15 protein-coding genes are annotated in these 20,513 nt (G+C 68.5%); 4 read left to right on the top strand and 11 right to left on the bottom strand.

Annotated elements, in window-relative coordinates; translation table 11 throughout:
- The first annotated feature begins 46 nt into the window (after window positions 1-46).
- A complete protein-coding gene (locus G9C83_RS00580) occupies window positions 47-2,014 on the top strand; it encodes a DUF460 domain-containing protein (RefSeq protein WP_167244190.1) in 1,968 nt (655 codons plus the stop codon).
- A 3-nt stretch (window positions 2,015-2,017) separates the two neighbouring features.
- Here the strand turns inward: G9C83_RS00580 and G9C83_RS00575 are convergent, their stop codons facing one another.
- From G9C83_RS00575 to G9C83_RS00525, 11 genes are all read right to left on the bottom strand, one after another.
- Window positions 2,018-4,444, bottom strand: a complete 2,427-nt coding sequence (locus tag G9C83_RS00575) for a DEAD/DEAH box helicase (protein WP_167244189.1) — start codon at window positions 4,442-4,444, stop codon at window positions 2,018-2,020.
- Window positions 4,445-4,817: 373 nt separating this feature from the next.
- Window positions 4,818-5,381: a dolichol kinase gene (locus G9C83_RS00570; protein ID WP_167244188.1), complete on the bottom strand. Its 564-nt coding sequence runs from the start codon at window positions 5,379-5,381 to the stop codon at window positions 4,818-4,820.
- A 2-nt stretch (window positions 5,382-5,383) separates the two neighbouring features.
- Window positions 5,384-7,111 (bottom strand): glycine--tRNA ligase, encoded by a 1,728-nt coding sequence (gene glyS, locus G9C83_RS00565; protein WP_167244187.1) that lies wholly within the window; start codon window positions 7,109-7,111, stop codon window positions 5,384-5,386.
- A complete protein-coding gene (locus G9C83_RS00560; protein ID WP_167244186.1) occupies window positions 7,104-7,961 on the bottom strand; it encodes a CBS domain-containing protein in 858 nt (285 codons plus the stop codon). The genes glyS and G9C83_RS00560 overlap by 8 nt, the downstream gene beginning before the upstream one ends.
- A gap of 85 nt (window positions 7,962-8,046) precedes the next feature.
- Entirely contained in the window at window positions 8,047-8,646 is a 600-nt protein-coding gene (locus tag G9C83_RS00555; protein ID WP_208288395.1) for a hypothetical protein, read from the bottom strand.
- 61 nt (window positions 8,647-8,707) lie between these two features.
- Complete coding sequence (locus tag G9C83_RS00550) at window positions 8,708-9,145, bottom strand: hypothetical protein (RefSeq protein WP_167244185.1); 438 nt, start codon at window positions 9,143-9,145, stop codon at window positions 8,708-8,710.
- A gap of 6 nt (window positions 9,146-9,151) precedes the next feature.
- A complete protein-coding gene (locus tag G9C83_RS00545; RefSeq protein ID WP_167244184.1) occupies window positions 9,152-10,498 on the bottom strand; it encodes an oligopeptide/dipeptide ABC transporter ATP-binding protein in 1,347 nt (448 codons plus the stop codon).
- The gene (locus G9C83_RS00540; protein WP_167244183.1) at window positions 10,495-11,580 is read right to left on the bottom strand and encodes an ABC transporter ATP-binding protein; all 1,086 of its coding nucleotides are present in this window, start codon (window positions 11,578-11,580) and stop codon (window positions 10,495-10,497) included. Before G9C83_RS00540 ends, G9C83_RS00545 begins: the two co-directional genes overlap by 4 nt.
- On the bottom strand, window positions 11,580-13,073 hold the full coding sequence (locus G9C83_RS00535) for an ABC transporter permease subunit (RefSeq protein WP_167244182.1): 1,494 nt from the start codon (window positions 13,071-13,073) through the stop codon (window positions 11,580-11,582). The genes G9C83_RS00540 and G9C83_RS00535 overlap by 1 nt, the downstream gene beginning before the upstream one ends.
- Before the next feature lie 3 nt (window positions 13,074-13,076).
- A complete protein-coding gene (locus G9C83_RS00530; RefSeq protein WP_167244181.1) occupies window positions 13,077-14,093 on the bottom strand; it encodes an ABC transporter permease in 1,017 nt (338 codons plus the stop codon).
- A 157-nt stretch (window positions 14,094-14,250) separates the two neighbouring features.
- Window positions 14,251-16,095, bottom strand: coding sequence for an ABC transporter substrate-binding protein (locus G9C83_RS00525; protein WP_167244180.1), 1,845 nt, complete (start codon window positions 16,093-16,095; stop codon window positions 14,251-14,253).
- A gap of 180 nt (window positions 16,096-16,275) precedes the next feature.
- Between G9C83_RS00525 and G9C83_RS00520 the strand changes: the two genes are divergently transcribed.
- The 3 genes from G9C83_RS00520 (at window position 16,276) to G9C83_RS00510 (ending at window position 20,469) form a co-directional block, all read left to right on the top strand.
- On the top strand, window positions 16,276-16,443 hold the full coding sequence (locus G9C83_RS00520) for a hypothetical protein (RefSeq protein ID WP_167244179.1): 168 nt from the start codon (window positions 16,276-16,278) through the stop codon (window positions 16,441-16,443).
- 85 nt (window positions 16,444-16,528) lie between these two features.
- Window positions 16,529-16,948 carry a PPC domain-containing DNA-binding protein gene (locus tag G9C83_RS00515; protein ID WP_167244178.1) on the top strand — a complete coding sequence of 140 codons (420 nt, stop codon included), beginning with the start codon at window positions 16,529-16,531 and terminating at the stop codon, window positions 16,946-16,948.
- Entirely contained in the window at window positions 16,948-20,469 is a 3,522-nt protein-coding gene (locus G9C83_RS00510) for a DNA polymerase II large subunit (protein WP_167244177.1), read from the top strand. Before G9C83_RS00515 ends, G9C83_RS00510 begins: the two co-directional genes overlap by 1 nt.
- Window positions 20,470-20,513: the final 44 nt, after the last annotated feature.

The following is a 20,513-nucleotide window of genomic DNA, read 5'->3' as shown; positions in this document are numbered from 1 at the left end:
GCTCCCGCCGTGCACTTATTAGCCGTCACGCCCTACGTCCGTGAACGTGAGTACCCGGACGAGCGCGCTCGACGCCCGCGTGTTCGGCGTCGACGTCCAGAGCGGCGACGTGCGCGGGGACGCCCCCTCGTACGCGCTGGTCGTCTTCGACGGCGAGGTCGTCGAACGCGACGTGGTGAGCCGCCGGAAGCTCCTGCGGCGCCTCGACGACGAGGCGCCCGCGATTCTCGCGACCGACAACATGTACGAGCTGGCCGCCGACAAGGACCAGCTCGTGCACTTCCTCCGCGGGCTCCCCGAGGAGACGAAGCTCGTGCAGGTCACCGGCGACGAGCGCCCGGAGCCCCTCTCCCGGGTCGCGAAACGCCACGGCGTCCCGTACGGCAAGCCCGCGATGCAGGAGGCCGAGGCGTCCGCCCGGCTCGCCGCGCGCAACGTCGGCTACGAGGTGTCGGCGTTCACCGACGAGACCACCGTGAAGGTATCCCGCGGGCGCTCGACGGGCGGCGGTGGCGGGTGGAGCGAGGACCGCTTCACGCGGCGCATCCACGGCTCCGTGAAGCGGGTCGCCCGCGAGGTCGAGTCCGACCTCGACGACGCCGGCCTCGACTACGAGCGCGAGGTCACCGAGAAGTACGGCGGGTACGCCAACGCCGTGTTCACGGTGCAGGCCCGCCCCGAGGACATCCCCGTGAGCAGTCGTCGCTCGGGGGACACGCGCGTCGAGGTCGAGCCGGTGCGCCGGGACGGCATCGAGTTCAAGCCGCTGGCGCGGCGCCGCGACCGCGTGTTCGTCGGCGTCGACCCCGGGACGACCACCGCGGTCGCGCTCGTCGCGCTCGACGGCCGGCTGCTCGACGTCACGAGCACGCGCACCGCCGACACCGCCGAAGTCATCGAGTGGATCATCGAGCGCGGCCGGCCCGTCGTGGTGGCGGCGGACGTGACGCCGATGCCGGCGACCGTCGAGAAGATCCGCGCGAGCTTCGACGCCGCCGGCTGGACGCCCGACTCGGACCTCCCAATCGACGAGAAGCAACACCGCACGCGCGAGGAGGGCTACGACGACGACCACCAGCGCGACGCGATGGCCGCGGCGCTGTTCGCGCGGGACGACCACGCCGACCAGATCCGGCGCGCCACCGAGGAGACGCCCCGCGAACTCGACCGCGGCGAAGTCGTCTCGCGCGTGGTCGGCGACGGCGAGCCGCTCGCGGCGGTCGTCGACGACCTCACGGAGACCGACGAGCCCGAAGAGGAGTCCGTCGAGCACGAACCCCGCGAGCTCACCGACGAGGAGCGCCGGATTCGGGACCTCGAAGCGCAGGTCGCGCGCCTCCAGGACCACGTCGACGACCTCGAAGCCGAACTCGACGAGAAAGACGAGCAACTCGAGGAGTACGAGGAGGAGCTCTCGGAGGCCCGCCGCGAGGAGCGCCAGGAGGCCCGCGAGCGCCGCGAGCTCACGCAGCTCCAGTGGGAGAACGACCGCCTCGAAACCGAACTGGAGGCGGAACGCGAACGCGCCGACGAACTGGAGGGGAAGCTCGAACGGCTCAAGGACCTCTGGAAGCTCGACCACTCGAACCTCGGCGACGTCGACGCGGACGGCGACCTCGTCGCGGTGAAGCCCGTCGACCAGTTCACCGTCGGCGCCATCGAGGCCGCCGACGAGGAGTACGGCATCGCCGCGGGCGACGTCGTCTACCTCCGGGACGCCTCCGGCGCGGGGCGCTCGACCGCGGAGCTGCTCTCGGAGCTCGAGCCCCGGGTCGTGCTGCGCTCGGGCGGGCTGTCGGACGCCGCCGACGAGGTGCTGTTCGAGCACGAGATCCCCGTCGGGCCCGCCGACGACGTCACCATCCGCGAGGTCGACGAGCTCGCCGTCGCCACCGAGAGCGACGTCGAGGCCGTGATTGCGGACTGGCACGACCGGAAGGCCGAGCGCGAGCGCGAGCGCAAGGAGAGCATGGTCGACTCCATCATCAGCGAGCACCGCGCCGACCGCGGCTGACGGCTACGCGTCCGGCCGGTAGTCGCTGCCGACGACCTCGCGGATGCGCTCGGCCGTCACCTGGCCGACGCCGTCCGCCTCCGTGAGGTCGTCCTCGCGGGCGGTCATCACGGCCTCGACGGTGCCGAACTCCTCGAGCAGCGACCGCGCGGTCACCGGGCCGACGTCCGCGATCGAGGAGACGACGTACTCCTGTTGCTCGCCGAGGGTCTTCGCGGCCTTCTCGCCGTGCGCGCTCACCTCGCGGTCGTTGTCCGTCTGCTCGCGTTCGGCGATGGTCTCGACCATCTCCGCGGTGTCGTCCTCGCCGCGCGTGTGCACCACGCTGATGCCCCAGTCGACGGCCAGCGACGCCAGCGCCGCGCGAATCGCGTTCGGGTGGACGTTGCGCTCCGCGTAGAGGTCGCCGTCGCCCTCCAGGACGAGCACGGGCCGCGTGTAGTGCCGCGTGAGGTCTTTGGCCTGCTCGAAGATGGAGCGGTCGCCGCCCAGCAGCGTGTCCAGGAAGTCGCCGTGGGTCTTCCGCTCGATGGCGACGCGGTCCGAGAGCACGTAGTCGCCCACGGAGAGCGTCTCCAGGCGCGTCTCGACCTCGTCGCGCTTCGAGAGCTCGCGCGCGATGTTCGAGTCGAGTTCGCGCTGGTCGACGACGACCTCGATGGTTTCGCCGTCGCCGCTGTCCGCGCGCGCCGCCACCGCGTCCTCGTCGTCGCTGCTACCCTCGACGTCCTCGGGGTCCGGCGCGTCGAAGTCGGTGAGCCCGGCTTGCGTCTCGCCGCCGCCCCCGTCCGCCTCGGCGGGCTGGGAGTCGCGGGTTTCGCTCGCGGCGTCGGCGCCGCCGTACTCGTCGAGCGCGCGCTGGTCCTCGCTCAGGTCGCCCTCGATGTCGTCCGCGAGGTCCTTCAGCTCGCGGAGCTCGTCTTCCATCTCCTGTTCGCGGCGCCGCGAGATCCAGAAGTACGCCTCGTCGCGGGTGTCCTCGGCCATCAGCACGACGACCTTCCCCTCCGTCTGGCGGCCCGTCCGGCCCTTCCGCTGGACGGAGCGAATCGCCGTCGGCACCGGCTCGAAGAACAGCACGAGGTCGACCTCGGGGACGTCCAGTCCCTCTTCGGCGACGCTCGTGGAGACGAGCACGTCGAACTCCCCCGCCCGGAACTCGTCTAAGGTCTCCCGTTGCTCCGTCTGGGTCATCCCGTCGCTGCCGTCCGCGTCGCCCTGCCCGACGAACCGCCGCGTGTCGAAGTGCTGGCCGAGGAACTCCGTGAGCGCCTCGGCGGTGTCTCTGGACTCGGTGAACACGATGACGCGCTCGCCTTCTTCGATGCCGAGGGTTTCGGCGAGCAGCATTCTGGCGCGCCGGAACTTCGGGTGGAGGCCGTCGAAGTCGTCGGCCCGCCGCATCGCCTCTTTCACCTTGGGTTCGGAGACGAGCCGCTGGCTGGCCTTCGACGCCCCCGAGGAGTTCGCGGCGTTTCGCTGCCGCTCGAAGTACCGCCGGACCGACTCCACGCTCTGGGTCTCCACGAGTTCGACAGCGCGCCGGAGCTTCATCACCTCCGCGTGGACGCTCATCCCCTGGTAGCCCTCGCTCTGGTCGTTGTCGATGAGCTCCTGGAGCTTCGCGCGAATCTTGTTCAGGTCCTTCTGGGAAACGTCCGGGCTCGACGCCCGCGTCACGCCGAGCTCGCGGAGCTTCTCCAGCCGGTCTTTAATGACGTCGTTGAGCGCGTCCCGGACCGCCAGCACTTCGTCCGGGAGTTCGATGCGCTCCCACTGCACGTCAGTCTCGTACGTGTGGTCGTCGACGTCCGCGTCGTCCTCGGTCATCACCTCGACGTTCGACACGCCGAGGTTCTCGCAGACCGTGCGGATGTCCTCCTCGTTGCCGCCGGGCGAGGCGGACATCGCGGTCACCAGCGGGTCCGCGGCGTCGCTGTGGTAGCGCTCCGCGATGTACGTGTACGCGTAGTCTCCCGTCGCGCGGTGGCACTCGTCGAACGTGCAGTGCACGACGTCCCGCAGCGACACGCGGCCGCCCACGAGGTCGTTCTCCACGACCTGCGGCGTCGCCACCACGACCCGGGCGTCCGTCCACATCTCGGCGCGGTCGTCGGGCCGCGTCTCCCCCGTGAACACGACCACCTCGTCGTCCGGGACGGTGAGCGCCTCCCGGTAGAACGCGGCGTGCTGTTCGACAAGCGGCTTCGTCGGCGCCAGCAGGAGGGACTTCCCGCCCGCGTCGTCGGCCAGGCGGTACGCGGTCACCAGCAGGCTTACCGCCGTCTTCCCCAGGCCGGTGGGGAGGCAGACGAGCGTGTGGTCCTCGCGGGCGGCCGCAGCGAGTTTCAGCTGGTACTGGCGCGCCTCGATGGCGCCCTCGGCCAGCATCGGGTGCTCCACGTGCGCGGACTCCGGCATTCGCGCCATCGTACGTCGCTCACGTGGTTAAGGGTTCGCGTACCGCGGTGAAAGTAGTCGTACTGGGACAGAGACGTGGTGGTTTTCGACACCTCGAAAGCCCCGGCGGGCTCGCTGCCTGCGGCTCGGTGCGCGCGCTCCCTGCGGTCGCGTGCTTGCGTCGCCTCGGCTAGCGAGCCCGCCGCCCCTTTCAATCCCTCCCGCTACCGGTTGGTTAGCCGCCGTGGGCGGACTGAAAGGGGCGAGGCTGTAGACGAAGGCAGGCGACGTAAGCACCGTAGGGAGCGAAGCGACCGAGGAGCGCAACGAGCCCCCGAGTCTACAGCCTCGGGGCTTTCTGGATTCGTGAACGACGAAGTGTGCAGTGGAAACGGACCCGGACTCAAACGACGAGCCAGACGGCCCACATCGCCACGGCAGCACCGAGGGGAATCGTGGCGTTATCGTCGATGACGTAGCCGCGAATCACGGGCGTCGTGCCGTCAGCGAGCGTCGCGACGAGCGCGCCGGCGATCGCGGGGACGACCGGCACGTCGAGCAGCGTGGCGATGGCCATGCAGATGCCGAACGTCGCGAGCAGCACCCACCCCTCTTTCATCTCGAGGCCGGCGTCCCGCGAGAGCAGGCCGCTGGCGGGATCCGCGAGCGCGAGCATCAGCATGGCGGGCACCGCGATCGGCGGGTCGAACAGCCACGCGGTCGCCGTCCACGAGAACATGTACAGCGCGTACCCCGCGACGTTGTCCTGCTCGTACTCGCGGGTGAGGCGGTCGAAGATGCGCCACGAGACGTACCCCGACAGGCGCAGCACTTCGAGGACCGCGGCGCCTGCTGACCCGACGACCAGTAGCCACTGGACCGCCGGCCAACTCAGTACGCCCGCGAGGAACGCTCCCGGGAGGAGCGTGCCGCTCGCGTGCACCAGCCGGCGGCCGAGCTCGCTCACCGTTACAGCTCCTCGAACGCGATGTCGCCGTCCCGGAGCGCGGGCAGCACGTCCACGAGGTCGTCGACGGCGACGCGCACCTGGTCGGTCGTGTCGCGGTCCCGCAGCGTCACCGTGTCGTCCTCGAAGGTGTCGTAGTCGACGGTCACGCAGTACGGCGTCCCGACCTCGTCCTGCCGGCGGTACCGGCGGCCGATGTTCCCGGAGTCGTCGTACGTCACCGAGAGACCGGCCTCGCGGAGGTCCGCCGCGAGGTCGCGAGCGGTCTCGCCGAGGCCGTCCTTGTCCATCAGCGGGAACACGCCGACCGTCGTCGGCGCCACTTCCGCCGGCAGGCGGAGCACGTCCCGGGTCTCGCCCTCGACCTCGTCCTCGTCGTAGTTGTGCGCGAGCACCGTGTAGACGGCGCGCCCGACGCCGAACGCCGGTTCGACGACGTGCGGGACGATGTGTCGGCCGGACTCGGTGACTTCCTCGACGCTGAACCCGGTCTTCTCGGTGGGAACCGTGTGCTCCTCGCCGTCCACCTCGACGGTCACTTCCTCGCCGTCGAACGCCGACCGGTCGCGCTCCGCGAGCGCTTCGAGGGCGTCCGCGACGGCCGCGGCGTCGCCGCCGAACTCCGGCCCGAGGTAGGACATGTCGGGGTCGACGGTCGCGCGCTCGACCGTCTTCGGCTCGTCGAACTGCTGGAAGACGGTGAAGGAGTCGTCGGCGTGCTCGCTGTGCTTCGAGAGGTCGTAGTCGGTACGAGAGGCGACGCCCTCCAGTTCGATCCAGTCGCCGTCGACCTCACCCTCCGCGTCCCAGCAGTCGGCGGCGTAGTGAGCGAGCTCGCCGGGGAGGTGCTGGCGGAACCGGAAGCGCTCCATGTCCACGCCGACGCGCTCGAACCACTGCTTCGAGCGCGCGAGGAAGTACGCCACCCACTCGCCGCCCACGACGCCCTCCTCTAAGGCTTCCTGGGGCGTCAGGTGGAGGTACTCCTCGCCGTCGGCCTGCTGGGCGTTGGCCGGGTACAGCGGCAGTTCGACGTCCGCCACGCGGTCGAGGTCCGGCCCCTCGCCCTCGGGGTCGACGAAGAACTCCAGTTCCGCCATCGTGAACTCCCGGGCGCGCACGAGCGCGTTCCGCGGGCTGATCTCGTTCCGGTAGCCCGCGCCGATCTGGGCCGCGCCGAACGGCAGCTGGTTGCGCGCGTACTCCTTCAGCCGCGGGAACTCCGTGAACATCCCCTGGGCGGTCTCCGGGCGCAGGTAGCCCGGCTGGCCCTCGCCCGGGCCGATGGTCGTGTCGAACATCAGGTTGAACTCCACGACCGACTGGCCGGCCAGCGGCGCGCCACAGGTCGGGCACACGAGGTCGTGCTCGGCGATGATGTCCTCGACCTTCTCGGTCGGGTACGTCTCGGCGTCCTCGATGTCCGTGTTGTCCTCGACGACGTGGTCCGCGCGGTGGCTCTCCCCGCACTCCGCGCACTCCACGAGCATGTCGTCGAAGCCGTCGAGGTGGCCCGACGCCACGAACACCGGCTCCGGAGTGACGGTCGGCGCGTCGATCTCCATGTTCCCCTCGCGGGTCACGAAGCGGTCCCGCCACGTCTCCTCGACGTTGCGCTTGAGCGCCGCGCCCTCCGGACCGTACGTGTAGAACCCGGAGACACCGCCGTAGGCTTCGTTCGCCTGGAAGAAGAACCCGCGGCGGCGCGCGAGCTCGTCGAGGTCACTCATCGGCCAACCCTCGCAGCAGGTCGACGTCCCGCACGACGCCGGCGAGGCTGTCTCCCGAGACCAGCGGCACCTGTTCGATGTCGTTCGTCAGCATCGTCTGGGCGACCTCGCGGGCGGTCCGGCGCTTCGTCACCGTCACCACGTCCCCGGTCATGAACTCGCGGGTCGGCGCCGCGGGAATCTCGACGTTCCGCGTCGGCAGGTAGCGCGCGCCGACCGCCTTGATGGACTCCCACTTCCAGTCGTCGTCGTCGTCCGCGATGGAGTCGCCGGTGTCGTCCTCGCCCTCCACGACGCGGGCGACGTCGATGATGTCGACCTCCGTGAGCACGCCCGCCATCTCCGCCTCGTCGCCGAGGACGATGGTGTACGGCACGTTCGCGTACGAGATTTCGCGCTCCGCGACCGTCAGCGGCGTCTCCACGTACGTCGTGTTCACGTCCTCGCGCGCGAGCTCGCCGGCCGGCGTGTCGCCGTCCTCCTCGCCGTCCGCGATGGCCCGCACCACGTCGGTGACGGTGATGATGCCCTCGAGGCGGCCGTCCTCGACGACCGGCACGCGGCGCGCTCCCTCGCGCCGCATCAGCGCCGCGACTTCCTTGATGGTCGCGTCGGTTGTCGTCGTCGGCACGTCCCGCATCAGCATCGCGAGCTGGTCCTCCTCGGGGCGCTCGATGAGGTCGTCCCGGGAGACCAGCCCCCGGTACTGCTCGCCGCCCTCGCTCGGCTTCACTACGGGTACGGAGGAGAACTTCCGCTCCTGGATGTACTCGAGGATGTCGTCCCGCGTCCCCGGAAGCTCGACGGTAACCACGTCGTCCCGGGGGGTCATCGCGTCAGCGACGTTCATGTAGCCGTCGTACTGTCCCCACCCATTTGTAGGCTACGACACCCGTTCAGCGCGTCTCGCCGCCGACTCCGGCCGTCCTCGCGTCCTACGCGTCGCTGACCCAGCCCTCGTCGAGGTCGGGCATCCGGTCGGCGTGCGGGAAGAACTTCTCGTAGCCCTCGTGGCGGAACACGCCCAGCTTCGTCCCGTCGAGCTTGCGGACGTGCGTGTACATCTCGCCCTCCTCGCGGGCGGTGTACGCGCACATCTTCTCGTCGCGCTGGACGTACGCGCCGGCGATGAACACGACCTGCTCGATGTCCGGGTCCCGGAGCTCGGTCACGACGAACACGTGCCCCATCTGGGTCTGCCGGTAGACGTCGTAGACCGGGAACTCCCCGGCCTCGAACACTTCCCGAAATGCCTCCGCGTCGTCGGCGCCGACGACGTACGAGAGGCCGAACTCGCCCTCGTCCTCGCCCGTGCCCCGTCCCATCGGCGCGGTGTCCCCGGCGATCAGTTCGAGCACGTCCCACCCCTCGTCCTCGCGCTGCTCGGCGAGCGCGTGCATGTCCTCGATGGTCGCCTTCCAGGACTGCTTGTACTCGTCGGCGTTCTGCGAGACGCGCTCCACTCGCCGCTGTCGCTCCTCCTGTTGTTCCTGTTCGTCGGGGAGGCCGCTGTCGTTGCGGGGCTTCTCGGGCATGGCTGCGGGTTGTGCGCTCACACGTAAGAAAGTTCCGCGGAGAGGCGGCGTTTCAGGCGCGCTACGGCCCGATTCCGAAGACTTGCTCGAGGACGATAGACGTTCCGAGCATCGCCAGCGATCCGACGAACACGCGGGCGCCGGTCGGCAGGCGGTCCGCGACGGGGACGGGTCGGAACCGCGCCGGCGGCAGCCGCTGGACGAGCGCCTGGAACTTCGTCTGGTCGGCGTCCGCACCGAGGGCGTCGACGCTCCCCTCGTCGTCCTTCCACGGCCGCGACGGCAGCAGCTTGAACGTCCCGAAGCCGAACGCCAGCCACCCGAACACGAACAGCCCGTACTTCACGCCCGGTGCCGGCCGCCAGCCCGCCAGCACAGCGAGCACGGCCGACAGCGCGGAGAACAGCACGGTCAGCCACACCGCGTACGACACCGCGTCCAGCAGCTGGCCGACGTGGTCGGGCGGCCCGCCGGTGACGCCGGACGGAGACTCGGACATCGGTGACTACCGGTTGTACCCGCGCGATTCGAGGAACTCCCCGGTGTCCTCGTAGTCCTCGCGGTGGCGGTGGCAGTGGCTGAACCGCCCCGAGTCGTCGACCACGTGGTTCTCCGGGACCTCGCGCTCGCAGACGCTCCCGAACGCCTCGCGGAGGTGCTCGCGGGCGCTCTGCGGGTCGTCGTGGTTCACGTACTCGACGGCGGTGTCGACGTGCTGGCTCACGTCGCTGGGCACGTCGAGGTCGTCGAACACGTCGTCGGCTGCCTCCTCGATGTCGGGGCCGTCGCTGCCCAGGCCCACGAGCTCCTTCACGCGGTCGGTCGTGGACTTCGTTACGCCCGCGCGCTCGCGGACGACTTCCCGGAACACCTCCACGGCCTCCCAGACGTCGTCGTCGAGGTCCTCGTAGGCCTCGGGGCGGATCTTCGTCGGGCAGCGCGTGCTGAACACGCAGCCCGTGGGCGGGTCCCGCGGGCTCGGTGGCGTCCCGCGCAGCGTCATGCGGTCCTTCTCGACGGACGGGTCGGCCTCCGGAATCGCGGACAGCAGCGCGTTCGTGTACGGGTTCGCGGGGTCCTCGAAGAGGTTCTCGGCCGGCCCGAGCTCCATGATGTTCCCGAGGTACATCACCGCCACCCGGTCGCAGACGTGCTCGACGACGGAGAGGTCGTGGGCGATGATGAGGTACGTCAGCCCGAACTCCTCCTGGAGGTCGTTCAGGAGGTTCAGGATCTTCGCCTGCACGGAGACGTCCAGTGCGCTCACCGGCTCGTCGAGCACGAGGAAGTCCGGTTCGAGCGCGAGCGCGCGGGCGATGCCGATGCGCTGGCGCTGCCCGCCGGAGAACTGGAACGGGTACCGGAAGTAGTGCTCCTCGCTGAGCCCCACGGTCTCCAGCAGCTCGCGGACGCGGCGCCGCCGGTCCTGCGGGGTCTTCCAGTTGTGGACGTTCAGCGGCTCCATGACGATCTCCCCGACGGTCATCCGGTCGTTCAGGCTGGAGTCGGGGTCCTGGAACACCATCTGGACGTTCTGGCGCCACTCCTTGAGGTCCGACCCGGACAGCGTCGTGACGTCCGTGCCGTCGTAGCGGACCTCGCCGCTGGTCGCGGTCTCCAGTTGCATCAGCGTCCGACCCAGCGTCGACTTCCCGCAGCCGGACTCCCCGACCAGCCCGAGGGTCTCCCCGCGCTCGATCTCGAAGCTCACGCCGTCGACGGCCTTCACCGGCTTCCCGGCGAACAGCCCCTGGCCGCCGTAGTACGTCTTCAGGTCGCGGACCTCGACGAGCGTCTCGCCGGTCTCCGCGCCCATCGCTGCCTCCCGTTCCTGCTGGTAGAGTGACGTCATCTGTCCACCTCCGTCTCCGTGCGGTCGTCGCGCGACTCGTGTATCTGGACCGCCTCGTTCTGCGAGACGTCCTCCGGGTAGAGCAGGCACGCCGCGCGGTGCGCTTCGTCGCCGTCGGCGACGTCCACCTGCACGGGGTGGACCTGCTCGCAGTCGTCGAACGCCTTCGGACACCGCGGCGCGAACCGGCAGTACGTCGCCGGCTCGTTCGGCGTCGGCACCTCGCCCTCGATGGTGCGCAGCGGCTCGCCGCGCTCGTTGCGGCCCGGGATGCTCTCCAGCATCCCCTCCGTGTACGGGTGCTTGGGGTTGTCGAACAGCTCGTCGACGGGCGCGGACTCGACCATCTCGCCCGCGTACATCACGTTCACGCGGTCGGTGATCTCGGCGATGACGCCGAGGTCGTGCGTGATGAACATGATGCCGAGGTCGTGCTCGACTTTCAGGTTCTCCAGCAGGTCCAGAATCTGGGCCTGAATCGTCACGTCCAGGGCGGTCGTCGGCTCGTCGCAGATGAGCAGGTCCGGGTCGCAGGCCAGCGCCACCGCGATGACTGCGCGCTGGCGCATCCCCCCGGAGAACTCGTGGGGGTACTCGTTCACGCGGCGCGGCGCGTCGGGGATGCCGACGTCTTCGAGGAGGTTGATCGCCTCCTCCGTGGCCTCCCGGCCGCGCAGCCCCTGGTGGAGGCGCAGCGACTCCTTGATCTGGTTGCCGACGGTGTAGACGGGGTTCAGCGACGTCAGCGGGTCCTGGAACACCATCGCGATCTCGCCGCCGCGGATGTTCTGCCACTCCGTTTCCGTGTTGTCCGTCAGCTCCTCGCCCTTGTACTCGATGGAGCCGCCGACGATGCGGCCGGGGCTGTCGACCAGCCCCATGATGGAGCGGGCGGTCACGGACTTCCCGGAGCCGGACTCGCCGACGACGCCGACGGACTCGCCGCGGCTGATGTCGAAACTCACGCCGTCGACGGCGCGGATCGTCTCCTTGTCCGTGAAGAACGCCGTCTGCAGGTTCTCGACCTGCAGCAGCGGCTCCTGGTCGGTCCGGTCGCCGTCGGCGTACTGCGGGGCGCTCATCACGCACCACCCCCTGCGGCCGCGGCCTCGCCGGACGCGTCGCCGTCGCCGCCCGACTGCGGGTCGAGCGCGTCACGGACGCCGTCGCCGAACGCGTTGAACCCGAGCACGAGCAGCGTGATGGCGACGCCCGGCAGCACGGAGATGTGCCAGGACTGCGTGCTGATGAGGTTCTGCCCGATGGAGATGGCGCGTCCCCACTCCGGCGTCGGCGAGGTCACGCCCAGCCCGAGGAACGCCAGTCCCGCCGCGCTGATGATGTACCCGCCCAGGGACATCGAGAGGTAGATGAGCAGGTAGCTGAACACGTACGGCGCGACGTGCTTGGTGACGATGCGCCGCGGCTTCTCGCCGAAGCCCTCCGCGGCCTTGATCCACTCGTTCTCCACGATCTGCAGCGACGGGCCGCGGACCGAGCGCCACAGTCCCATCCACCCCCAGATGCCGAAGAGGAGGGCCAACAGGAACGCCCCGCTGTACACCTCCATTATCCAGTGGTCCTGGAGGACGAAGAGGAGCATGATGAGCACGAGCAGCCGCGGCATCGCGGAGAACGCGTCGCTCATCACGACCGCGGTCATGTCCGCGAGCCCCTTGTAGTACGACGTCAGCAGCGCGAGCGCGAGCGCGATGCCGCCCGCGATGCCGGACGCGACGATGCCGATGAACAGCGAGATGCGCGCGCCGTACGCCATGAACGCGAACAGGTCCTTCCCGGACGGTAACGTCCCCGCCGGGTGGAACCTGTCGAAGCTGTCGTACGTCCACGGCGCGACGTTGCTCTGCTGGCCCGTGGACCGGGAGTCCAGGTTCGCCGCGCCCGCGGTTATCGTCGTCACTCCGCCGGCGTCGGCGTCGTAGTACGTGACGTTGTGGCCGTACGGCTGCATGATGTTCTCCTCCTGCGTGACGGGGCTGACCGTCGGCGCGAACACCGCCAGCACGAGGAAGAACACGACGAGCACGAGGCCGAACTGGCCCCACGTGTGCCCGCGGAATCGGTCGATGATGTCGTCGGCGGGCGTCCAGTCGGCGTACCGGTAGTGGCGCCGGAAGACCAGGTAGCCCCGCCACACCCAGTAGAGGAACAGCGCCGCGTACGCGTAGACGAGCACGACGCGGAGCAGCCACGCGTGCTTCGGCTCCAGCCCGAGGAACGTGTTCTGCCAGCCGTTCTCGGGGTGGAAGTACCCCTGGTTCGGGATCAGCTCGCGGCTGAGCAGCGTCGGCAGGTTCGCGACGGCGTCGCCGGCGGCCGCGAACACGGACGCGACCGACGCGAAGATGTCGCCGAGTACCGGGACGGTGTTCGCGACGGCGTTGACCGGGACGTCCCACGGAACCGACATCACCGCGCCCGCGAGCGCGCCGAGTTCGACGAGGAGGAGGGCGGCCATCACGACGCCCCAGCGGACGGCGGGCGAGGGTTTCTGTTTGATTCGCTGTGCGAGCGTGGAGTCGACGTCGGTCTCTCGTTCGGTTTCGCCTTGCATGTGTTAGCCCTCGCTCTCGAACCCGACACGGGGGTCGACGACCGTGTACAGGAAGTCCTGGAGGATGTTCAGGCCTACGAGCAACAGGATGAACAGGAACATCAACGCGCCCGACAGCGGCAGGTCGCCGCTCATGACCGCGGTGTAGAACAGCCACCCGATGCCGTTGATGCCGAACACCGTCTCCACGAGCACGGAGCCGCCGACGAGGACGCCGGCTTCCGCGGTGATGACGGGAATCAGGGGGATGAGCGCGTTCCGGAAGATGTGCTTCCAGACGATGGTGCGGCCGGGCAGTCCCTTCGCTCGCGCCATCTCGACGTAGTTGGAGTTCTTCACTTCGAGGAACGCGGTCCGGCCGATGCGCATCTCGTTGCCCATCGACGCCGACCCGAGGACGAGCGAGGCCGGCAGCACGAGCTTCGACGCCCGCAGGAAGTTCTCGAAGTTCCAGAGGTTGGACATTCTGGGTGAGCCGGCGACGTTCGTGGAGACGACGAAGTTCTCCCAGTTGAATCCGAAGAGGAACTTCTCGGACTGGGAGAGCACCATCATCAACATCACCGCCAGCCAGAAGTTCGGCATCGCACGCCAGACGATACCGCCGAACGAGGCCGAGTAGTCGCCGAGCGTGTTCGGATTGAGGCCGGCGTAGAACCCCAGCGGGATACCGATGAACAGCGGCAGCAGCACGGCCCACGCGCCCATCAGGATTGTGCGGGGCGCGAAGTTCATGATGACCTCGTAGGCGGGCGTGTTCGGCTGGACGACCCAGGAGTTGCCCAGGTTGAACGTGAACATGTCGACGAGGAATTCGGCGTACTGCTCCCACAGCGGTTGGTTGAGACCGAGCTGTTCGTGTACCTGCCGGATGCGCTCCGGTGTCGCCTTCTGTCCGAGAATCGCGGTCGCGGGGTCGACCGGCCCCGCGTAGATGATGAAGAACGTCAGCGACGTCCCGAAGAGTATGACGGGGATAGCGAGCACCAGGCGTTTCGCGAAGTATGTCCACCGGCTCATGGGCGTAATCGACGAGTTGTGTGACTCGTTCGCATTTTTCTATACGAATTTGCGTGTTTAGGTCTTGCGTTTTGATACTCTGTGTGCCCGAGCTACGCTCTCTGCAGTACGAAAACGCGCGCGTAGCCGAAAGCGGAGGGCGAGAGGTGCCGGGGCGTTACTGGTACTCGCCGCGATCGCCGATCTCCGTGCGGTGGCTCTTCTTCCGGGACGGCCCCATCGCGCCGAAGCGCGGCGTGTCGAGCCACTCGTAGCTGTAGCTCTGCTCGATGTTGTGCATCACCGGCAGGAGCACGGCGTCGTCCCAGTTCGCCTGCTCGATCTGGACGTAAGCCTCTTCGCGGGCTTCCGCGGCGTCCTCACCGAGACCGAGGTTGTTCTGGACGGTCTCCCACGCCGCCTCGGCGTCGCTCGCGTGGTCGCCGGTCTCCTCGGACCAGCGGAAGTACGAGGCACCGCCTTCCTGGAAGAACGTGTTCGGCGGGTTGAGGAGCGTGAGGAAGTTGTCGGCGCCCGGGTAGTCGGCGATCCAGCCGAGGAAGTAGAGGCCGAACTTGCCGTTGCGGCCCCGGTTGATGAACGTGCTCCCGTCGGCGGTACGGAGCTCCATCTCGATGTGGGCCTGCTGGAGCTTGTCGCGCAGCAGGTTGAACGCGTCCTCGCCCCACGCCGACGCGGTCCCGGACGACATGTCGAATCCGAGCTCGTACTGGTTGTTCGGGCCGTAGCCGGCGTCCTCCATGACCTGGCGGGCCTGGTCGATGCGGGCTTCGCCGACGCCGTACGGGTACTCCTCCGCGCGGCTGTTGTAGTTCTCCGCGCCGCCGGGGAACAGGGCCGGCGGGGTGAAGTGGTAGCCCTCCTGGGTCGGCGTGGAGATGATGTCGTTGTTGATGGTCTCCTGGTTCATCGCGTACGCGACGGCCTGACGGACCGGCTTGGGGACGTTCTGGGTGTCGAACCCGTAGTAGAACGTCGACAGGGAGGCGACCTCGTAGTACTGGGCCGTCATGCCGTTCGGCTCGAACGGCCCGTAGGTGCCGTACTGGCGGCCCCGGTCGTCGGTGCCCTCGAAGTTACGCAGTTCGGGGTCGAACCGCGCGGACGGGATGTACGGGCTGTCGGCGTTGACGTTCGACGTCGCGTACGTGTACGCGGCGTTGGACTCCGTGAACACGGAGTAGTCGAGGCCCTCGTTGAGGATCTCCTCGCCGTGGTAGTCGTCGCGGGCGTCGAGGCTGATGCGGGTCGCCTCGCTCCACTCGGTGAGGACGTACGGGCCCGCACCGACCGGTTCCTCGGCGGCGAACGTGTCGTAGTCCATCTCGCCCTCGTACCCGTCGATGTCGCCGAGGAGCCCCTCGGGAATCGGGACGAACGCCGTGTACGCGATGAGTTCGAGGGCCGCGTAGAACGGCTCTTGGAGGGTGATTTCGACCTCGTACTCGCCGGTCGCCTCGACGGCCTTGCTCTCGGGGACGTACTGCTCGTTGCCCTCGTCGTCGGTCTCGGTCTCGTGCTCGACGCCGAGCGTGTCGAGGAGGAAGCCGACGCGGTTGGAGTTGTCGGAGGCTGCCAGCCGCTCCCACGCGTAGACGACGTCGCTGGCGGTGACCTCGTCGCCGTTGTTGTACGTCGCGCCCTCCTTCAGCTGGAAGGTGATCGTGGTGCCGTCTTCGGAGACCGTGTAGTCCTCGGCGAGGAGGGTCTCGACGTTGACCGTGCCGTTGACGTAGTTGGTCAGGCCGTCGAAGATCTCCTGGATGTGCGTCCCGGACGTCGTGTCCGTCGCGTACACCGGGTCCAGCGAGTCGGCCGTCCCGATCTGTCGACCGCGATAGCGGTCCTCGTCGTTCTGACTGCCACCGTTCTCGTCCGTACCGGAAGTCGTCTCGCTGGAGTCGCCGTCGCCACCTGCACAGCCAGCCAGGGCGGCCGCTGTCGCTGCGGCGCCGGTTCCCTGCAGGAACCGCCGACGGGAGAGGTTGTCAGTGTCTGTCATCCAAACCCCGATTACTAACCGACCTTGATAAAATTACCGCTTCAATGACTCGACACTAATAAACTCTCGGCATGGAACGCGCGTTTACTCGGGAACGACTCCATTACTGGAGTTCTGTCTCCGGGGGTTTCTGTCAGTCCGACGGGCTTAAGTACCGGTTGTCACATTGTATCACACGTCATGACGACTGACGCCGCGCAGCCGGTGACCGCGTCCGACACCGACGTGATGGCCTCCCTCGACGACGAGGGCCCCGAGTCCCGACTCGTCATCGCGGACATCTCCTGCGACGAGGCCTGGATGTCGATGACAGCGGACCACGCCACGCCACTGTCGGCCTGGCGGTAGGCCGGCTCCGACGGCGCTCGTTCTCCCGCGGTAGCGAACCACCGAGACGGCAGGACTTTTGCTCGCCCCCCACGTTGGGGCTGCCATGAACGTCCGCGAAGTCACCGGCGGCCGCGAGTACGTCGTGCGCCTCGACCACGGCGCCGACTGGCGCGAGGAGATCGAGTCGCTGGCCGAAAACGAACTCATCAACGCCGCCTGGTTCGTCGGCATGGGCGCGGTCCAGGACGCCGAGCTCTGGTACTACGACCAGGACGACTTCGAGTACAAGCCCGCGCGCTTCGAGGAGCCCCTGGAGGTCGCCTCCTGCGTCGGGAACATCTCCGAACTCGACGGTGAACCGTTCGCGCACACGCACGTGTCACTATCCCGACGGTCCGGACAGGCGCTGGCCGGCCACCTCGACCGCGCGACCGTGTTCGCGGGCGAGCTGTACGTCCGCGAGCTCGACACCGAACTCGTCCGCGAGCACGACGACGCCACAGACCTCGACCTCTGGCTGTAATGCGGCCCGAAGACGAGGACTACTTCGCGTCCCTGGAGGCCGGCCTCGACGAGGCGTTCGACGTCGCCGAGGCGGCCAAGCAGCGCGGGGAGGACCCCGAGCCCGAGGTCGAGATTCCGGTCGCCAAGGACATGGCCGACCGCGTCGAGAACATCCTCGGCATCGACGGGGTCGCCGAGCGTGTCCGCGACCTCGAGGGCGAGATGAGCCGCGAGGAGGCCGCGCTCGAACTCGTCGAGGACTTCGTCGACGGCCGCGTCGGCGACTACGAGACGAACGCCGGCAAGGTCGAGGGCGCGGTCCGCACTGCGGTCGCGCTGCTCACGGAGGGCGTGGTCGCGGCGCCCATCGAGGGCATCGACCGCGTCGAGGTCAACGAGAACGACGACGGCACCGAGTACGTCGCGGTCTACTACGCCGGCCCCATTCGCTCTGCCGGCGGTACCGCGCAGGCGCTGTCCGTGCTGGTCGCCGACTACGCCCGCGCGCTCCTCGACATCGACCGCTTCAAGCCACGGGACGACGAGATCGAGCGCTACGCCGAGGAGGTCGACCTGTACGACTCCGAGACCGGCCTCCAGTACTCGCCGAAGGACAAGGAGACGAAGTTCATCACCGAGCACTGCCCCGTCATGCTCGACGGGGAGGCGACCGGCGACGAGGAGGTCGACGGCTTCCGCGACCTCGAACGCATCGCGACGAACTCCGCGCGCGGCGGAATGTGTCTCGTGCTCGCAGAGGGAATCGCGCTGAAAGCCCCCAAGATTCAGCGGTACACCCGGAACCTCGAGGAGGTCGAGTGGCCGTGGCTGCAGGACCTCATCGACGGTACCATCGGGGAGAGCGAGGCCGACCAGGGGGAGGCCTCGGAGGACGCGAGCGGCGAAGCCGCGAGCGGTGCGGACGCCGAAAGCGACGCCGACGACGGCGGCGAGGAGCCCGACGGACCGTCCCGCGTCGACCCGTCGAACAAGTTCCTGCGGGACCTCATCGCGGGCCGCCCGGTCTTCGGCCACCCCTCCAACGAGGGCGGGTTCCGCCTGCGCTACGGCCGCTCGCGGAACCACGGGTTCGCTACTGCTGGCATCCACCCGGCGACGATGCACCTCGTGGACGACTTCCTCGCGACCGGCACCCAGATCAAGACCGAGCGCCCCGGGAAGGCGGCGGGCATCGTGCCCGTCGACTCCATCGAGGGGCCCACAGTCAAACTCGCGAACGGCGACGTCCGCCGCATCGACGACCCGGAGGAAGCGCTCGAAGTCCGGAACGGCGTCGTGGAGATCCTGGACGTCGGCGAGTACCTCGTGAACTACGGGGAGTTCGTCGAGAACAACCACGACCTCGCGCCCGCCTCCTACGCGCCCGAGTGGTGGATTCAGGACTTCGAGGCCGCCGGTGCTGACATTCAAGCCCTCGAAGATTCGCCGTACGTCGACCTCGAAGCCCCCGACGCCGACCAAGCGCTGGAGTGGGCGGTAGAGTACGATGCACCCCTGCACCCGGCGTACACCTACCTCTGGCACGACATCGAGGTCGCGGACTTCGAGGCGCTCGCCGACGCCGTCGCGGACGCCCGCACCGAGGACGGCGACCTCGTCGTCCCCAACGAGGACGCGATCCGCGAGCCACTGGAAGCGCTGCTCGTCGAGCACCGCCAGGACGACGACGTGATTCGGCTTCCGGACTGGCTGCCGTTCGCGCGCTCTCTGGGTATTACGGAGGACCTCGCGCGGGAGTGGGACGACCTCTCCGCGGACGCCCGCGAGTGGCCGAACGCGCTCGCCGCCGTCAACGAGGTCGCGCCGTTCGAGGTCCGCGAGCGCGCGCCCACGCGCATCGGGAACCGTATGGGCCGCCCGGAGAAGTCCGAGTCCCGCGACCTCTCGCCCGCCGTTCACACCCTCTTCCCCATCGGTGAGGCCGGCGGCAGCCAGCGCGACGTCAGCGAGGCCGCCCGCTACGCCCCGGACATGAGCGACACGCCCGGCGAACTCGACGTCCAGTTGGGCGTCCGCGAGTGCCCGTCTTGCGGCGACCACACGTTCGAGCCGCGCTGCGAGGACTGCGGCGAGTGGACCGACCCCCACTACGAGTGCCCCGACTGCGGAATCAGCGCCGAACCCGACGAGTCCGGCCGCGTCGAGTGCCCGCGCTGCGAGCGCGAACTCGACAACGTCTCCGTCCAGACCGTCGACGTCGGCGCCGAGTACCGGGACGCCCTCCAGGCGGTCGGCGAGCGCGAGAACGCCTTCGACCAGCTCAAGGGCGTCAAGGGGCTCTCCTCCGCGGAGAAAGTCCCCGAGCCGATGGAGAAGGGCGTGCTCCGCGCGAAACACGACGTCTCCACGTTCAAGGACGGCACCGTCCGCTACGACATGACCGACCTCCCGGTCACGTCGGTCAAACCCAGCGAACTCGACGTCACCGTCGACCACTTCCGCGAACTCGGCTACGAGGAGGACATCCACGGCGACCCCCTCGAACACGACGACCAGCTCGTCGAACTCCGCGTGCAGGACGTCGTGCTCTCTGACGGCGCCGCCGAGCACATGCTCCAGACCGCGGACTTCGTCGACGACCTCCTCACGCAGTACTACGGCCTCGACGCCTTCTACGAGCTGGACGAACGCGACGACCTCGTCGGCGAGCTCGTCTTCGGGATGGCGCCCCACACCTCCGCCGCCGTCGTCGGCAGAGTTATCGGATTCACGTCGGCTTCGGTCGGCTACGCGCATCCGTACTTTCACGCCGCGAAAAGACGCAATTGCGACGGTGACGAGGATTGCGTGATGCTCCTGATGGACGGACTTATCAACTTCTCGAAGTCGTATCTGCCGGACCAGCGCGGCGGCCGGATGGACGCGCCGCTGGTGATGTCCTCGCGCATCGACCCGAGCGAGATCGACGACGAGGCGCACAACATGGACGTCGTCAGCCGGTACCCGCGGGAGTTCTACGAGGCGACCCGGGAGATGGCCGACCCGGGCGAGGTCGAGGACCTCGTGGAGATCGCCGAGGAGAGCCTCGGAACCGACACCGAGTACGCGGGCTTCGAGCACACGCACGACACCTCCGACATCCACCTCGGGCCGAGCCTGTCGGCGTACAAGACGCTCGGATCGATGATGGAGAAGATGGACGCCCAGCTGGAGCTCGCGCGGAAGCTCCGGTCGGTTGACGAGACGGACGTCGCCGAGCGCGTCATCGAGTACCACTTCCTCCCCGACCTCATCGGGAACCTCCGCGCGTTCAGCCGCCAGGAGACGCGCTGCCTGGACTGCGGGGAGAAGTACCGCCGGATGCCGCTCACCGGGGACTGCCGGGAGTGCGGCGGGCGCGTGAACCTCACCGTCCACGAGGGCTCCGTGAACAAGTACATGGACACCGCCATCACGGTCGCCGAGGAGTACGACTGCCGCGAGTACACGAAACAGCGGCTGGAAGTCCTCCAGAACAGCCTCGAGTCGATTTTCGAAAACGACAAAAACAAACAGTCGGGCATCGCGGACTTCATGTAACCGCGGCGGGCTCGCTGACGGAACGTCCGCAGCTGGGCTCGCTG

Origin of the sequence: Halobacterium sp. R2-5 (assembly GCF_011734195.1) — an archaeon.
In the GTDB taxonomy this organism is placed as follows: domain Archaea; phylum Halobacteriota; class Halobacteria; order Halobacteriales; family Halobacteriaceae; genus Halobacterium.
Note: the sequence above shows the minus strand (reverse complement) of the source record. Positions and strands in the feature narration are given on the sequence as shown.

Excerpts from the sequence above, each read along its gene's own strand:
- G9C83_RS00575 (WP_167244189.1), bottom strand. The coding sequence starts at position 4,444 with ATGGCGCGAATGCCGGAGTCCGCGCACGTGGAGCACCCGATGCTGGCC.
- glyS (WP_167244187.1), bottom strand. The coding sequence starts at position 7,111 with ATGAGTGACCTCGACGAGCTCGCGCGCCGCCGCGGGTTCTTCTTCCAG.
- G9C83_RS00560 (WP_167244186.1), bottom strand. The coding sequence starts at position 7,961 with ATGAACGTCGCTGACGCGATGACCCCCCGGGACGACGTGGTTACCGTC.
- G9C83_RS00555 (WP_208288395.1), bottom strand. The coding sequence starts at position 8,646 with ATGCCCGAGAAGCCCCGCAACGACAGCGGCCTCCCCGACGAACAGGAA.
- G9C83_RS00550 (WP_167244185.1), bottom strand. The coding sequence starts at position 9,145 with ATGTCCGAGTCTCCGTCCGGCGTCACCGGCGGGCCGCCCGACCACGTC.
- G9C83_RS00545 (WP_167244184.1), bottom strand. The coding sequence starts at position 10,498 with ATGACGTCACTCTACCAGCAGGAACGGGAGGCAGCGATGGGCGCGGAG.
- G9C83_RS00540 (WP_167244183.1), bottom strand. The coding sequence starts at position 11,580 with ATGAGCGCCCCGCAGTACGCCGACGGCGACCGGACCGACCAGGAGCCG.
- G9C83_RS00535 (WP_167244182.1), bottom strand. The coding sequence starts at position 13,073 with ATGCAAGGCGAAACCGAACGAGAGACCGACGTCGACTCCACGCTCGCA.
- G9C83_RS00530 (WP_167244181.1), bottom strand. The coding sequence starts at position 14,093 with ATGAGCCGGTGGACATACTTCGCGAAACGCCTGGTGCTCGCTATCCCC.
- G9C83_RS00525 (WP_167244180.1), bottom strand. The coding sequence starts at position 16,095 with ATGACAGACACTGACAACCTCTCCCGTCGGCGGTTCCTGCAGGGAACC.
- G9C83_RS00520 (WP_167244179.1), top strand. The coding sequence starts at position 16,276 with ATGACGACTGACGCCGCGCAGCCGGTGACCGCGTCCGACACCGACGTG.
- G9C83_RS00515 (WP_167244178.1), top strand. The coding sequence starts at position 16,529 with ATGAACGTCCGCGAAGTCACCGGCGGCCGCGAGTACGTCGTGCGCCTC.
- G9C83_RS00510 (WP_167244177.1), top strand. The coding sequence starts at position 16,948 with ATGCGGCCCGAAGACGAGGACTACTTCGCGTCCCTGGAGGCCGGCCTC.